Origin of the sequence: Streptomyces sp. NBC_01224 (genome assembly GCF_036002945.1) — a bacterium.
Taxonomy (GTDB): domain Bacteria; phylum Actinomycetota; class Actinomycetes; order Streptomycetales; family Streptomycetaceae; genus Streptomyces.
In genome coordinates, this window is record NZ_CP108529.1 from 7,156,519 (window position 1) to 7,169,622 (window position 13,104).

A 13,104-nucleotide genomic window follows, 5' to 3' on the forward strand; every position below is an offset into this window, starting at 1 on the left:
ACTCCGTCAGTGGGGGATGACACGATCGGCTCATGACGACGATCGACTGGGATTCCGCAGCCGACTCCTTCGACGAGGAGCCCGACCACGGACTGCTCGACCCGGCGGTCCGGCACGCCTGGGCGCAGCGGCTGGAGAGCTGGCTGCCCGGTGAGCGCTCCGAGGTGCTCGACCTGGGATGCGGCACCGGAAGCCTTGCGCTGCTCGTCGCCGGGCAGGGGCACCGGGTCACCGCCGTCGACCGGTCGCCGCACATGGTGGAGCAGGCGCGGGCCAAGCTTGCCGGGACGGGTACCGGGGTGTTCCTCGGGGATGCGGCCCAACCACCGGTCGGAAAGCAGCAGTTCGATGTGATCATGGCCAGACATGTCGTGTTTCTGCTGCCTGATCCGGCGGCGGTCCTGCGTCACTGGTTCACCCTGCTGCGACCCGGCGGCCGGCTGATCCTGATCGAAGGCCTCCGGGGCGGCGTCGGCCTCTCCGCCGAGCGGCTGACCGGACTTCTCTCGGAGCTCACCGAACGGATCCATCACGAGCGGCTCTCCGACGATCCGGCCCTGTGGGGCAAGCAGGTCGACGACGAGCGCTACGCCCTGGTGGCCCGCGCCGAACCGCCGCACCGGCACACCGAGGTCGTCGATGTGCATCTGATCCTCCGCCGCGGTCCGGACGTCCTGCTCGCCCGCCGGGCCAATACCGGCTACGCGGACGGGCTGTTCAACGGCCCGTCCGGACACGTCGAGGACGGTGAGGACGTCCGCGAGGCGATGATCCGCGAGGCCGCCGAGGAGATCGGTGTCGAACTCGACCCGGACGAGCTGCGGGTCGCCCTGGTCATGCAGCACAGAGGCCCCGGCGGCAGTCCCAGGACCGGCTGGTTCTTCGAGGCGGAGTACGACCCCGGCCGCCCGCCGTACAACCGCGAACCGGACAAGTGCTCCGAGCTGGCGTGGTTCCCGCTGGACGCCCTTCCGGACGACATCGTCGCCTACTGCCGGGCGGGACTCGACGGCTACCGCGCGGGGGAGCACTTCCTGATCCACTGGCACGAGGACGGCGACACCGTGGCGTACCAGCCGCACGCGATCCGCCGTGCCGTCCCGCTGCCGGCCGGCGGGGCCCGCACCGGCGGGGTGCACCACATCGAACTGTGGGTGCCCGATCTGCCGGCGGCCGAACAGGGGTGGGGCTGGCTGCTCGGCGAGCTGGGCCATGTCCCGTACCAGCGATGGGAACACGGGCGGAGCTGGCGGCGCGGCGACAGCTATGTGGTGGTCGAGCAGTCACCCGATCTGACCGGGGGGACGCACGACCGCCGCCGCCCCGGGCTCAGCCACCTGGCGTTCCACGTCCGGGACCGGGCCACCCTCGACGCACTGGTGGCCGGGGCCCCGGAGCACGGCTGGCGGCCGCTCTTCCCGGACCGTTACCCGCACGCGGGCGGTGACGGGCACATCGCCGCCTATCTGGAGGACGCGGCGGGGTACGAGGTGGAGCTGGTCGCCGGAATCCAGCAAGCCCGCCCGGCGCCGGAGGACCCGGCGCCGCACACCGATGTATGGGCGCGGCGCCGGGACTAGAGCTTGCGGCTTTCACTCACAGGGTGCGCTCAAGGCGGTCGGCCATCAGCCGGACGAAGCGCGACGGGTCGCCCAGTTCGCCGCCCTCGGCCAGCAGCGCCAGGTCGTGGAGGAGTTCGGCCGTCTCCTCCAGGCCGGTGCCGGCATCCTCGCCGCGTTCGCCGTGTGCCCGGTTGAGACCGCTGACCAGCGGGTGCTCCGGGTTGAGTTCGAGGATGCGCTTCACGTGCGGGACGGGCTGGCCCATGGCGCGGTACATGTTCTCCAGGGCCGGCGTCACATCGTGCGTGTCCGAGACGATGCAGGCGGGCGAGACGGTGAGACGCGCGGAGAGCCGTACCTCCTTGACGGTCTCGCTCAGCCGGTCCGTCATCCAGGCGAGCAGATCCGCGTACTCCTGCTGCCGGTTCTCGCGCTCGGTCGCGGCCTCCTTCTTCTCCTCCTCGGTGCCGAGGTCGACCTCGCCCTTGGCGACGGACCGCAGCTTCTTGCCGTCGAACTCGGGCTCGGCCTCGACCCACACCTCGTCGACGGGATCGGTCAGCAGCAGCACCTCGACGCCCTTGGCCCGGAACGCCTCCATGTGCGGGGAGTTCTCGATGGCCTGCCGGGACTCGCCCGTGAGGTAGTAGATGTGCTCCTGGCCGTCCTTCATCCGCTCCACGTACTGCCGCAGCGTGGTCGGCTCGTCCTTGTCGTGGGTCGTGGCGAAGGAGGCGACACCGAGGATGGCGTCACGGTTCTCGAAGTCGCTCAGCAGCCCCTCCTTGAGGACGCGGCCGAACTCCCGCCAGAACGTGGCGTAGCGCTCCGGGTCGGCGGACATCATGTCCTTGACCGTCGACAGCACCTTCTTCGCCAGACGCCGGTGCATCAACTGGATCTGGCGGTCCTGCTGGAGGATCTCGCGCGACACGTTGAGCGACAGGTCCTGAGCGTCGACGACGCCCTTGACGAAGCGCAGGTACGGCGGCATCAGCGCTTCGCAGTCGTCCATGATGAAGACGCGCTTCACATAGAGCTGGATGCCGCGCTTGTACCCCTGCATGAACAGGTCCTGGGGCGCGTGCGACGGGATGAAGAGCAGTGCCTGGTACTCGAAGGTGCCCTCCGCCTGCAGCCGGATGGTTTCGAGCGGGGCGATCCAGTCGTGGCTGATGTGCTTGTACAGCTCGTGGTACTCGTCGTCCGTGACCTCGTCGCGCGAGCGCGCCCAGAGGGCCTTCATCGAGTTGAGGGTCTCGGGTTCGCGCGGGGCGTCGTCGGCCCCTGCCCCGGAGTCCGCGGCGTCGTCGGCAGCGGTCTCCGGGGCCATCCTGACGGGCCAGGTGATGAAGTCCGAATACCGCTTGACGATCTCCCTGATCTTCCAGGGAGAGGTGTAGTCGTAGAGTCGGTCATCGGCGTCCTCCGGCTTGAGCCGGAGTGTGACCGAGGTGCCCTGGGGAGCGCCGTCGACGGTCTCGATCGTGTACGTGCCCTCGCCGGTCGACGCCCAGCGGGTGCCCTGGCTCTCGCCCGCGCGCCGGGTGAGCAGCGTGACCTCGTCGGCCACCATGAAGCTGGAGTAGAACCCGACACCGAACTGGCCGATCAGCCCTTCGGCCGCGGCGCTGTCCTCGGCCTCCTTGAGCTCTCGCAGGAACTTCGCTGTGCCCGAGTTCGCGATGGTCCCGATGAGCTGGACCACTTCGTCGTGCGACATCCCGATGCCGTTGTCCCGCACGGTCAGCGTACGGGCCTGCTTGTCGGTCTCGATGTCGATGTGGAGGTCGGACACGTCCGCGCCGAGCGAGTCGTCGCGGAGTGCTTCGAGCCGCAACTTGTCGAGCGCGTCGGAGGCGTTGGAGACGAGTTCGCGCAGGAACACGTCCTTGTTCGAGTAGATCGAGTGGATCATCATCTGCAGAAGCTGGCGCGCTTCCACCTGAAACTCGAACGTCTCAGTGGGCATATCCGTGATTCCTTCTCAGGTCACCGGGTGGGGAACTGACCTGAGCACTGTAGATCAACTGGGCATCGCGGGAACTGCGTTCCGACAGTCAGGGGTGTCCGTCGTGCGGTTCCGGCGGAAAGGCCGGACCGGACTCGCGGAAATCCAGTACAAAACGGGCGCGCCCTCCCTGGATGTGCTGACGGATACAGCATCCGGGTCCTGTGGGCCCCGCCATGCCGAACCTTCCGTCTTGCCGCGGCCATCGAGCCGACGGCTGACGGAAATAGTGGATGGGGCTCCGGGCGGACCGTACAGCGGTTCGCCCGGAACCCGGAACGAGTACCTCCGCCGGTCAGTCCAGCAGCGTCGCGAGGCCCTCCGCGCGGGCGAGGTTTTCCAGCTCGTCCAGCGCCCGGCGGGCCGCATCGGCCGCCGCCGGATCGCGTTCGGCGAGACCGCTCTCCTCGAATTCGTCCTCGTCCAGCCGGAGTACGGACGAGCCGTCCGCCGACACCCACAGATCGAGATCCAGGTCCTCGACCAGAAGTTCCGCGTTCCGCAGCACGGCGGGACGGGTGATGTCGCAGTACCAGCCCTTGAGTTCGCCCGCGCCGGTACGGACCTCCTTCACGGCGAACCAGCGGTCGCGCCAGTAGTGCTCGGTGAACACGTCGCCCGGCTCGAACCGTACGAAGCCGAAGTCACGGACCCCCGGCGCCGCCCAGGGCGCACGCACCGTCACCCGGTTGCCGTCGTCGCGGACCACATCCGCCGGGTAGCGGATCTTGGTCCGTCCGGCCTTCACCAGGGCGACCACCAGCGCGGTCTCAGCCGAGCTTGCGGACATACCGCACCTCCGTGGCACAGATCTCGTAGCCGAACCATCGATTGACCGCCAGCATCGGACCGTTGTCCGCGTCATTGCCGGTGTACGCGTCCGTGTACCCGGCGGCGCGCGCCCGGTGCAGCGAGTCGTTCTTCGCGAGCCTGGCCAGGCCCCGGTTGCGGTAGGCCCGGCGGGTTCCGGTCATCCCCGACATGTAGCGGGTCAGACCGTCGGTCTGCACCGCGCTGAACGCCGCCACCTTCCCGTCGGCCACCACGACCGAAGTCAACTCGTGGTCGAGCCCGGGGTGGCGCCAGATCTGATTCAGCCAGTCCTCGTAGTCGGACAGTTCGGCCGGGGTGTCGCTCGGCTCGTCGGCCGTGGTCTCGGCGTCCGCCTCGAAGAGCGGACGCGGATCGTCCGCGAAGTCCGCGGCGGTACGCAGCTCGACGTCCCCGGGGAGTTCCTGACGGGGCGGCAGCGAGCCGTTGGCCAGATCGAGGTGGAGGAAATGAGCCGAGCGGCTCGGCGCGTAGCCGCGCTTCTCGGCGAACGCGCGGTTCGACGGGGTGTCGAGCACCCAGGTGTAGATCGCGAGCGCTCCCTCCCGCGCCAGGTACTCCTCGGCCGTGTTCAGCAGCAACCCACCTGCCCCGTGCCCGGTGCGGTCCGGATGCGTGTACGGATTGCAGAACGCCTGGCCGGGTTCGGGGCTGTCGTGGACGAGACCGACCTGTGCGGTCCCGATGAGCTCACCGTCCTCCTCGGCGACCAGCAGCCGGTAGCGCTTGTCGGGATGGGCGGAGGCCAGATCGAAGGTGACCTGCTCGGGAGTCGTCACCATGTAGGGCAGTGCGGCACGCCGGACCTGCACCCAGGCCTCTGCGTCGGCGGGCAGGAAGTGGCGAACGAGGACAGTCATGGGCCGGACGTTACGCGTGGTCCCGCACGGGGCGCCGCTGATTTTCCGGCGGTGGGGGACAATCGGCGCGTGACCCTGAAGATCGCCCTTGACCCGGATTCCGGTACCGCCCCGTACGAGCAACTGCGCACGCAGATCTCCGAACTGGCCCGCTCCGGCGCGCTGCCCGTCGGATTCAGACTTCCGACCGTACGCGGCTTCGCCGAGGAGCTCGGCCTCGCCGCGAACACCGTCGCCAAGGCGTACCGGGCGCTGGAGGCCGACGGGGTGATCGAGACCCGTGGCCGCAATGGCACGTTCATCGCCGCTGCCGGTGATGCGGCGGACCGGCATGCGGCGGCCGCGGCGCAGGAATACGCGGAGCAGGCCCGGCGACTGGGCCTGTCCCGGTCCCAGGCGCTGTCCCTGGCCGAGGACGCCGTACGGGCGGCGTACGCGGCGCGATGAGTCGGGGGCCCGGGCGGGGCAAAGCCCGGCGCCGTCCGGCCGCCGGTCTGCCCTCAAGCGCCGGACGGGCTTGAAGGGCGCCCTCAAGTGCCGGACGGGCTTGGTCTTGCCGGGCTCAGAGGTACAGGCCCGCGTCCGCACCGGAATCCTGCTTCGGCACCGACGCGGGACCGCTGCCGCGCCGCAGCGCGTACAGCTCGGCGAGCGTGGCGCCCTCGCGGCCCAGCCCTTCCTCCGTACCCAGCCAGGCCGCCGCCTCCTTGCGGGTCAGTGAGCCCACTTCGATCCTGGCGAGGCAGCGGCCGGGCCTGACCACGGCCGGGTGGAGCCGCTCCAGGTCCTCGTTGGTGGTGACACCCACCAGCACATTGCGGCCCTGGCCCAGCAGCCCGTCGGTGAGGTTCAGCAGCCGGGACAGCGCCTGGCCCGCCGTGTGCTTGGCCTCGCCGCGGATCAACTCGTCGCAGTCCTCCAGAAGCAGCAGTCGCCAACGGCCCTTCGCCGTGCCGTCGTCCTCACCGATCGCGATGTCCATCAGATAGCCGACATCGTTGAAGAGCCGCTCCGGATCGAGCACGCAGTCGACCTGGCACCAGTCCCGCCACGAGCGCGCCAGCGTGCGCAGTGCGGACGTCTTGCCGGTGCCGGGCGGGCCGTGCAGCAGGAGCAGCCGGCCGGCGATGTCGTCGGGCGTGACCTTCATCAGCCGGTCCATGGCATCGGCCACCGGTGACGTGTAGTTGTTGCGGACCTCGTCCCACGTACCGGCGGCGATCTGCCGGGTGGTGCGGTACGGGCCGCGGCGCGGGGACACGTACCAGAAGCCCATCGTCACATTCTCGGGCTGCGGTTCCGGTTCGTCCTGGGCGCCGTCCGTCGCCTGGCCGAGGATCCTCTGCGCCAGCTCCGGGCTGGTCGCGGTGACCGTGACATCGGCGCCGCGGTTCCACCGCGAGATGAGCAGCGTCCAGCCGTCGCCCTCGGCGAGCGTGGCGCTGCGGTCGTCGTCGCGGGCGGCGCGCAGCACCTTGGCGGCCGGGGGCAGCAAGGTGGCCCCTGCCTTGACGCGGTCGAGGGAGGAGCTGTGCGAGTACGGCTGCTCGCCCGTCGCGAAGCGGCCGAGAAACAGCGCGTCGACGACGTCGGACGGGGAATCGCTGTCGTCGACGGTGAGCCGGATCGGGAGAGCGGACTCAGGGTTGGCAGACATGACGCCCATGATCCGGCAAGGGGGCACCCGGCGCACCCAGGTTTCGCCACCTTTCTCCCTGCTTCCGGCGGCCGGACCGCGGACATGACGCGACCTCAGCGCGGCGCGCAGGAGAACTCATTGGGCAAACTTGGCATGGACACTTCCGGTGGGGGTGTGGGTACTGCTACCACGGACACGGCAGACCAGGCGGAGATCCTGCCGGTCGGTCCAAGGAGGTTCCATGAAAATGTCCAGACTCGTGACGTTCTCGTCCTCGCTCCTGCTCGGTGCCGTACTCGCCCTGACCGGAGCGGCCACCGCCAACGCCGCACAGTCTGTTCAGGGCGTCGACTACGTCGCCCTCGGCGACTCGTACTCCTCGGGTGTCGGATCCGGCAGTTACGACAGTGCCAGCGGTGACTGCAAGCGCAGCACCAAGGCCTACCCCGCACTCTGGGCCGCCGCCAACTCGCCCTCGTCCTTCGGCTTCACCGCTTGCTCCGGTGCCCGCACGGGTGATGTCAAGGCCAACCAGCTCGGCCCCCTCAGTGCCTCGACCGACCTCGTCTCGATCTCCATCGGCGGCAATGACGCGGGTTTCTCCGACGTCATGACCACCTGTGTCCTCCAGTCGGAGGCCACCTGCCTCAGCCGGATCGCCACGGCCCGCAGCTATGTCGACACCACCCTGCCCGGCAACCTCGACTCGGTGTACACGGCGATCCGGACCAAGGCGCCGTCCGCTCATGTCGTCGTCCTCGGCTACCCGCGCTTCTACAAGATCGGTGGCAGCTGTGTCGTCGGCCTGAGCGACAAGGTGCGCACCGCGATCAACGGTGCCGCCGACTACCTCAACGCGGCGACCGCCAAGCGCGCCGCCGACCACGGCTTCACCTTCGCCGATGTCGCGGGGAACTTCACCGGGCACGAGATCTGCTCCGGAAGCGCCTGGCTGCACAGCCTCAACTGGCTCAACATCGGTGAGTCGTACCACCCCACCGCAGCCGGACAGTCGGGCGGCTACCTGCCCGGCCTCAACTCGGCTGTCTGACCCCCCACCCAGTACATGCGCCGGGCCCGTTCAGCCGTCTGACGGGTAGGGGGCCCCGTACGCAGGGGTCTCCGTCCGGCGCCCCGTCGATTCATCGCGGGCGAACCACTTCCGTTCTGTCCAACTCGCCCTGGAATCGGGCGGATTCAGAGGTCGGTCGTCAGCCTCCGTATGTGTGTGCTCAATCCTGCGACCGGGATACACGGGTGTCGTCGCGGGGGGATAGGGTTAACCTGCCCGGGCCGGGTGCCCTCGTACGGGTGGGGAGTGACATGGAACAGATAACGATGCGCAGCAGGCCGCGTGTGCCTGCCATCACGTGCGGGAGCAGTGCGACGAGTTCGCGCCTCGACCGCCATCTCGCGGTGCTCGGCGGACCTGCCGTCCCGCAGCGGGAGGCCGCGGAGGCGACGCTGCTGATGCGTGAGCTCACCTCACGCGATGCCGCCCACAGCCGTCGGAGCAAGAGTGCGCGGGTCTCGCTCTTCGCGCCGCTGCGGCGGCTGCGACGCTCGCTCTTCGGTAGCCGCCACTGACTCGACGGCCCGTCACGACCGCGCTTCGGTCCACCGCCCGGGCTCCCCGGCCAGGGTCCGTCGCCCAGGCCCCCCGCTCGGGGCCGCGCAGGCGATCACACCGTCCCGGCGCTGCGCTGCTGTCTGCTCTCCCGTCATCCCCAGGGCTCGCAGCAGCGCTTCGGTGTGTTCGCCGGGCACAGCGGAACACCGCTCGGCAACAAGAGCGCGCTGGACGACGCCGTGATGATGGCGACCATGTCGGAGTTCCTGCGCGAGCAGAATCTCGAGCCCTCTACCGCGCCGTGGTGCGGCAGGAGTGCGACAACTTCGCCGCAGCCACGGAACCGGACTCTTCGCTGGAGCCGTCCCCTGGCTGCGGTCGTTCATCGCCGGTTTCGTGACGTACGTACTGGGGCACCGCAAGGTCTGTCTCGCCCTGGTCCGCGGTGCCGCCGGCAGTCACCCCGCGGTGGAGGACATCGTGGAGGGGACCAGGGACACCCTCGCCCGGCGGGTGGAGGAGGGGCAGCGGCGGCTCGGGATGCCCGGCTCGCCCCGGCTCTCCATCGCCACGCGGGCGTGGATGGCGTTCGCCGAGGAGGCCGTGACCAACTGGCCGCTGGGCGAGCCGGACGCGCTGACGGAGCTTGGTGCCTTCCTGGAATCCGGCTTCATCAGCCTGCTCGGCACCCTGGACCGGCCCGCCACGCTGCCCCGGTGAGCGCGGCGCGCGGTGGCGGTCACTCGCCGCCGCGCGCGTAACGCCGCACGGACAGCGGCACGAACACCGCGAGGAGCACCACCGACCAGGCGAGCGTTCCGGCCACCGGGTGGGCGACCGGCCAGGCCGCGTCGGCGGCCGGGGACGCGTTGCCGAACAGTTCGCGGGTGGCCGAGGCCATGGCGCTGATCGGGTTCCACTCCGCGACCGTCCGCAGCCAGCCCGGCAGATTGTCGGTCGGGATGTACGCATTCGACAGCAGCGGCAGGATGAAGGTGGCGCTGCCCAGCTGACCGGCAGCCTCCTCGTTGCGGATCAGCAGACCCAGCCAGCAGCCCAGCCAGGACGTGGCGAACCGGAGGAGCAGCAGCAGCCCGAAGGCGCCCAGGGCGGCGAGCGGGCCGCCCTCGATCCGCCAGCCGACCGCGAGTCCGACCAGGATCAGCGGAATCATGCCGAGGGCCGTGGTCAGCAGATCGGCCGCGGTCTGGCCGAACGGTACGGCGGCGCGGCTCATCGGCAGCGTACGGAGCCGGTCCATCACCCCGCGGTGGCAGTCCTGTGAGGCCTGGAACATCCCGACCATGATGCCGTTGGCCGCCGTCGCCGCCAGCAGGCCCGGCACCAGGAACGCGCGGTACTCCTGGCCGGGCACGGCCAGGGCGCTGCCGAACACGTACCCGAAGAACAGCAGCATCGTGATCGGCATGGTCTGGGTCAGGATCATTACGCCCGGCGCTGCTTTGATCCGCTGCAGATGGCGGCCCAGCATGGCCAGGGCATCGGAGATCGGGGTGCTTGTGGCGGGCGCGACAGACTGATGCTCGTGGATCAGTGCGGTGCTGCTCATGCTGCCGTCTCCTTCAGGGGCGGGGAGGTGCGGCCGTCGCCGCGGTCGGTCAGGCGGAGGAAGACCTCGTCGAGCGTCGGCGGGCGCAGGCTCGCGTCGATCACCGGTACTCCCGCCGCGTCGAGTTCGCGGACGATGCGGGGAAGGGTGAGCGTGGTGCCGGTCGCGACGGCGCCCACGGTGCGGCGCTCGTGGTCGAGTACCGGTTCGGTGCCGGTGAGCTGATCGAGGACGCCTGCCGCCGGCACCAGCGCCGATTCATGGGAGACGACCACTTCGGCGTAGCTGCCGATGCGGGCCTTCAGCTCGGTGGGGGTGCCGCGATGGGCGGCTCGGCCATGGTCGATCAGCACGATGTCGTCGGCCAGCTGATCGGCCTCCTCCAGATACTGCGTGGTGAGCAGGACGGTCGTGCCCCGGCCGGCCAGTTCCCGTACCGCCGCCCAGATCTGGTTGCGGCTGTGCGGGTCGAGTCCGGTGGTCGGCTCGTCCAGGAAGAGCACCCGCGGGCGGGTCAGCAGACTGGCGGCGAGGTCGAGGCGGCGGCGCATGCCGCCCGAGTAGGTACGGGCCGGGCGGTCGGCGGCCTCCGTCAGCTCGAAGCGCTCCAGGAGTTCGTCGGCGCGGGTGCGCGCGGCCTCGCCGCGGAACCGGAGCAGCTTGGCGAAGAGCCGCAGATTCTGCCGGCCGGACAGCTCGCCGTCGACCGAGGCGTTCTGCCCGGTGACGCCGATCGCCGCGCGCACCGCGCCCGCCTCGCGCACCACGTCGTGGCCCGCCACCCGGGCGCTTCCGCCGTCCGGGGCCGTCAACGTGGTGAGGACCCGGACGGCGGTGGTCTTGCCTGCGCCGTTCGGCCCCAGCACTCCGCAGACGGTGCCTTCGGCGACCGCGAGATCGAGTCCCCGCAGCGCATGGACGTTGCCGTAGTGCTTCTCCAGACCTTCACTAAGTACAGCGTACGTAGTTGTCATACGGCCACCGTACCGCACTACGTACGGTGTACGTAACTACGATGGTGGGAGAGGTGATGATCAATGGTGGGGCGACCCGCAGTACCCGAAGTGATCTGGGCGCGCCCCGAGCGTGCGGGCCGCGGCCCCAAGCCCGCTTTCAGCCGCGCCGACATCGCGGCAGCCGCCGTCCGCATCGCCGATGCGGAGGGTTTCGACGCGGTGTCCATGCGGAAGGTCGCGGCGGAGCTCGGCTGCGGCACGATGTCGCTCTACAACTACGTGCCGCGCAAGGAGGACCTGTACGAGCTGATGCTCGACGCGGTCAGCGGCGGGTACGAGTTCCGGGAGCCGTCCGGCGACTGGCGCGCCGATCTCATCGCACTGGCCCATCAGGCCCGCGAGATGATGCGCCGCCACACCTGGGTGCCCCGGCTGATGTCACCCGTGTACGGCTTCAGCCCGAATGCCCTGCGGTATCTGGAGTACTCGCTCAGCTGCCTGGACGGGGTCGACGCGCGATTCGGCGAGAAGATGGAACTCATCGCCATGGTCACCAGTGTGGTCACCACCTATGCGGCCAACGAGATCGACACGGCGGAGCGCAGCCGGTCGCTGCCCTGGTCCGAGGAGCAGGAGCACGCCGTGCGCACCGGCTATCTGATCAGCCAGATCGCGACCGGGAAGTATCCGCGGATGGCGGCGGCATTCGCCGAGGACTCCGGGCCGATCGATCTGGACGGGGTCTTCGACCGGGCGCTGCGCCGGGTGCTGGACTCCTTCGACCGGTAGCGAGTGGGGCCAGGGTGCCCGGTCACAGGAGCGCGAACTGCCCGTCCGGGCCCTCCTCCTGATGGTCGAGCACCGATGCGGGCCGCCGGGTCGCGGCCGGGACCGGCAGGACGCCCGCCGCGCGCAGGTCGTCGGCCGTGATCTGCGGGCCTTCGGCCAGGCCCTCCTGCCGTGGCCGGAGTCCGTCGAGCAGGGCGAGCACGGTGATCAGTTCCAGCAACTCCGAGGTCCACTCCTGGGGCCAGGCCCGGGGCCTGACCGCTTCCAGGCCGTCCAGGTCCTCCGCTCCGGCCGTCGCCGTACGGCGCTCGAACCACAGCTCCAGCATCCGGACTCCGCCCACCCGGAACTCCCATGCCCCGGCCGGCACGGGCGAGATGCGGCCCGTGTCCAGCGTCAGCGTCTCGTCGTCGGGGTCGTACTCCAAGGCGGTCGGTACGGGCGGAACCGCGGCCCGCACATAGGGGCGCCGCCCACCGGGCAGCCGCGGGCGCTCACCACCCCGGGCGCCGCGCAGCTGCAACCGCAGCAACTCCTGCCCCAGCTCCACCCCCGCCGACCAGCGCTCCGTGTCGGCGGGCAGCGGCACCACGCACCCGGCCGGGGAAGGGCGGGCCGCCGCGAGTGTCCACGCCAGCACGGACCGATCGGTGACCGCATCCCCGTGGCGGGCCCGCAGCAGCGCGAGCAGCCCAGGGGCCAGATTGGGTTCGAGACCGCCGGGGCGCCGGTACAGCGGCCGGATGCGGCCCGGCCGGCCGGCGGGGGAGTGGCCGTCCGGCAACAGCGCCGTCACGGAGAGGGCGGGGCCGGGGTCCTGCGGTACGTAACCGTGCTCGACGGCGAAGAGCTGGTGCCCGTCGGCGACTCGCCACAGCTCGGGGCGCGCAGCATCGATCAGCCGGTGATCGGGGAGCAGCCACTGTTCGTCGAACGGGCCGTGCAGGATCCGTACCGGCTCGGGGCACGGTCCGGTCTCCCGGGCGAACCGGCCGGTGGAGGTGGCCTGTCCGGGGAGCGCCGCCACCGGGGTCTGCGGGGTACGGGAACGGGTGGGCCGGAACAGCCGCTCGCGTTCGGCGGCCTCCGCCCGAACCAGCCGCTCCCAACGGGCCTTGAGCGAACCGGCGTCCGGGGCGGTCACCCAGGGGCGCCCGGTCCGCAGAGGCCGTACGGACCATGGCATGAGGTCGTCGAGCAGCGGGATGTCGTCGTCCCCGCCGGCTCCGGCCGCCGCCCGTGCTGCCACCGTGTCGTCCTCCCCGTCGCCACGCCGCCTTTAGGGCCGGTCCGGCGGAGCACGGCCGGGGTCGCGA

General features: G+C 70.4%; 13 protein-coding genes. 6 read left to right on the forward strand and 7 right to left on the reverse strand.

The genetic code is table 11. The features are described 5' to 3' along the window. Positions 1–32: 32 nt before the first annotated feature. Entirely contained in the window at positions 33–1,580 is a 1,548-nt protein-coding gene (locus tag OG609_RS32225) for a trifunctional class I SAM-dependent methyltransferase/NUDIX hydrolase/VOC family protein (RefSeq protein ID WP_327276050.1), read from the forward strand. Positions 1,581–1,596: 16 nt separating this feature from the next. Here OG609_RS32225 and htpG read toward each other — a convergent pair whose 3' ends face one another. The 3 genes from htpG to OG609_RS32240 all read right to left on the reverse strand — a co-directional run bounded on the left by htpG (position 1,597) and on the right by OG609_RS32240 (position 5,264). Further along, on the reverse strand, positions 1,597–3,534 hold the full coding sequence (gene htpG, locus OG609_RS32230; RefSeq protein WP_327276051.1) for a molecular chaperone HtpG: 1,938 nt from the start codon (positions 3,532–3,534) through the stop codon (positions 1,597–1,599). Between the two features lie 334 nt (positions 3,535–3,868). Beyond that, a complete protein-coding gene (locus tag OG609_RS32235; RefSeq protein ID WP_327276052.1) occupies positions 3,869–4,363 on the reverse strand; it encodes a DUF402 domain-containing protein in 495 nt (164 codons plus the stop codon). Next, entirely contained in the window at positions 4,344–5,264 is a 921-nt protein-coding gene (locus OG609_RS32240; RefSeq protein ID WP_327276053.1) for a GNAT family N-acetyltransferase, read from the reverse strand. The genes OG609_RS32235 and OG609_RS32240 overlap by 20 nt, the downstream gene beginning before the upstream one ends. Positions 5,265–5,333: 69 nt before the next feature. On the opposite strand from OG609_RS32240, the gene OG609_RS32245 reads away from it, so the two are divergent. Next, positions 5,334–5,711 (forward strand): GntR family transcriptional regulator, encoded by a 378-nt coding sequence (locus OG609_RS32245; RefSeq protein ID WP_327276054.1) that lies wholly within the window; start codon positions 5,334–5,336, stop codon positions 5,709–5,711. A 115-nt stretch (positions 5,712–5,826) separates the two neighbouring features. Here the strand turns inward: OG609_RS32245 and OG609_RS32250 are convergent, their stop codons facing one another. After that, positions 5,827–6,921 carry a DUF5925 domain-containing protein gene (locus OG609_RS32250; RefSeq protein WP_351261259.1) on the reverse strand — a complete coding sequence of 365 codons (1,095 nt, stop codon included), beginning with the start codon at positions 6,919–6,921 and terminating at the stop codon, positions 5,827–5,829. A 223-nt stretch (positions 6,922–7,144) separates the two neighbouring features. Between OG609_RS32250 and OG609_RS32255 the strand changes: the two genes are divergently transcribed. The 3 genes from OG609_RS32255 to OG609_RS32265 all read left to right on the forward strand — a co-directional run bounded on the left by OG609_RS32255 (position 7,145) and on the right by OG609_RS32265 (position 9,193). Continuing rightward, a complete protein-coding gene (locus tag OG609_RS32255) occupies positions 7,145–7,954 on the forward strand; it encodes an SGNH/GDSL hydrolase family protein (RefSeq protein ID WP_327276056.1) in 810 nt (269 codons plus the stop codon). Positions 7,955–8,226: 272 nt separating this feature from the next. Beyond that, positions 8,227–8,490 (forward strand): hypothetical protein, encoded by a 264-nt coding sequence (locus tag OG609_RS32260; protein WP_327276057.1) that lies wholly within the window; start codon positions 8,227–8,229, stop codon positions 8,488–8,490. A gap of 298 nt (positions 8,491–8,788) precedes the next feature. Next, positions 8,789–9,193, forward strand: coding sequence for a hypothetical protein (locus tag OG609_RS32265; RefSeq protein WP_327278418.1), 405 nt, complete (start codon positions 8,789–8,791; stop codon positions 9,191–9,193). Between the two features lie 19 nt (positions 9,194–9,212). Here OG609_RS32265 and OG609_RS32270 read toward each other — a convergent pair whose 3' ends face one another. Together OG609_RS32270 and OG609_RS32275 are read right to left on the reverse strand one after the other, a co-directional pair. Continuing rightward, positions 9,213–9,965 (reverse strand): ABC transporter permease, encoded by a 753-nt coding sequence (locus OG609_RS32270; protein ID WP_327278264.1) that lies wholly within the window; start codon positions 9,963–9,965, stop codon positions 9,213–9,215. A 74-nt stretch (positions 9,966–10,039) separates the two neighbouring features. Further along, complete coding sequence (locus OG609_RS32275) at positions 10,040–11,017, reverse strand: ATP-binding cassette domain-containing protein (protein ID WP_327276058.1); 978 nt, start codon at positions 11,015–11,017, stop codon at positions 10,040–10,042. Positions 11,018–11,080: 63 nt separating this feature from the next. Here OG609_RS32275 and OG609_RS32280 point away from each other — a divergent pair, with 63 nt between their 5' ends. After that, positions 11,081–11,788 carry a TetR/AcrR family transcriptional regulator gene (locus OG609_RS32280; RefSeq protein WP_327276059.1) on the forward strand — a complete coding sequence of 236 codons (708 nt, stop codon included), beginning with the start codon at positions 11,081–11,083 and terminating at the stop codon, positions 11,786–11,788. A gap of 22 nt (positions 11,789–11,810) precedes the next feature. Here the strand turns inward: OG609_RS32280 and OG609_RS32285 are convergent, their stop codons facing one another. After that, on the reverse strand, positions 11,811–13,037 hold the full coding sequence (locus OG609_RS32285; RefSeq protein WP_327276060.1) for a type ISP restriction/modification enzyme: 1,227 nt from the start codon (positions 13,035–13,037) through the stop codon (positions 11,811–11,813). Between the last annotated feature and the right edge of the window lie 67 nt (positions 13,038–13,104).

Coding starts and splice junctions, on each gene's coding strand:
- OG609_RS32225 (WP_327276050.1), top strand. CDS start 33: ATGACGACGATCGACTGGGATTCCGCAGCCGACTCCTTCGACGAGGAG.
- htpG (WP_327276051.1), bottom strand. CDS start 3,534: ATGCCCACTGAGACGTTCGAGTTTCAGGTGGAAGCGCGCCAGCTTCTG.
- OG609_RS32235 (WP_327276052.1), bottom strand. CDS start 4,363: ATGTCCGCAAGCTCGGCTGAGACCGCGCTGGTGGTCGCCCTGGTGAAG.
- OG609_RS32240 (WP_327276053.1), bottom strand. CDS start 5,264: ATGACTGTCCTCGTTCGCCACTTCCTGCCCGCCGACGCAGAGGCCTGG.
- OG609_RS32250 (WP_351261259.1), bottom strand. CDS start 6,921: ATGTCTGCCAACCCTGAGTCCGCTCTCCCGATCCGGCTCACCGTCGAC.
- OG609_RS32255 (WP_327276056.1), top strand. CDS start 7,145: ATGAAAATGTCCAGACTCGTGACGTTCTCGTCCTCGCTCCTGCTCGGT.
- OG609_RS32260 (WP_327276057.1), top strand. CDS start 8,227: ATGGAACAGATAACGATGCGCAGCAGGCCGCGTGTGCCTGCCATCACG.
- OG609_RS32270 (WP_327278264.1), bottom strand. CDS start 9,965: ATGCTGGGCCGCCATCTGCAGCGGATCAAAGCAGCGCCGGGCGTAATG.
- OG609_RS32275 (WP_327276058.1), bottom strand. CDS start 11,017: ATGACAACTACGTACGCTGTACTTAGTGAAGGTCTGGAGAAGCACTAC.
- OG609_RS32280 (WP_327276059.1), top strand. CDS start 11,081: ATGGTGGGGCGACCCGCAGTACCCGAAGTGATCTGGGCGCGCCCCGAG.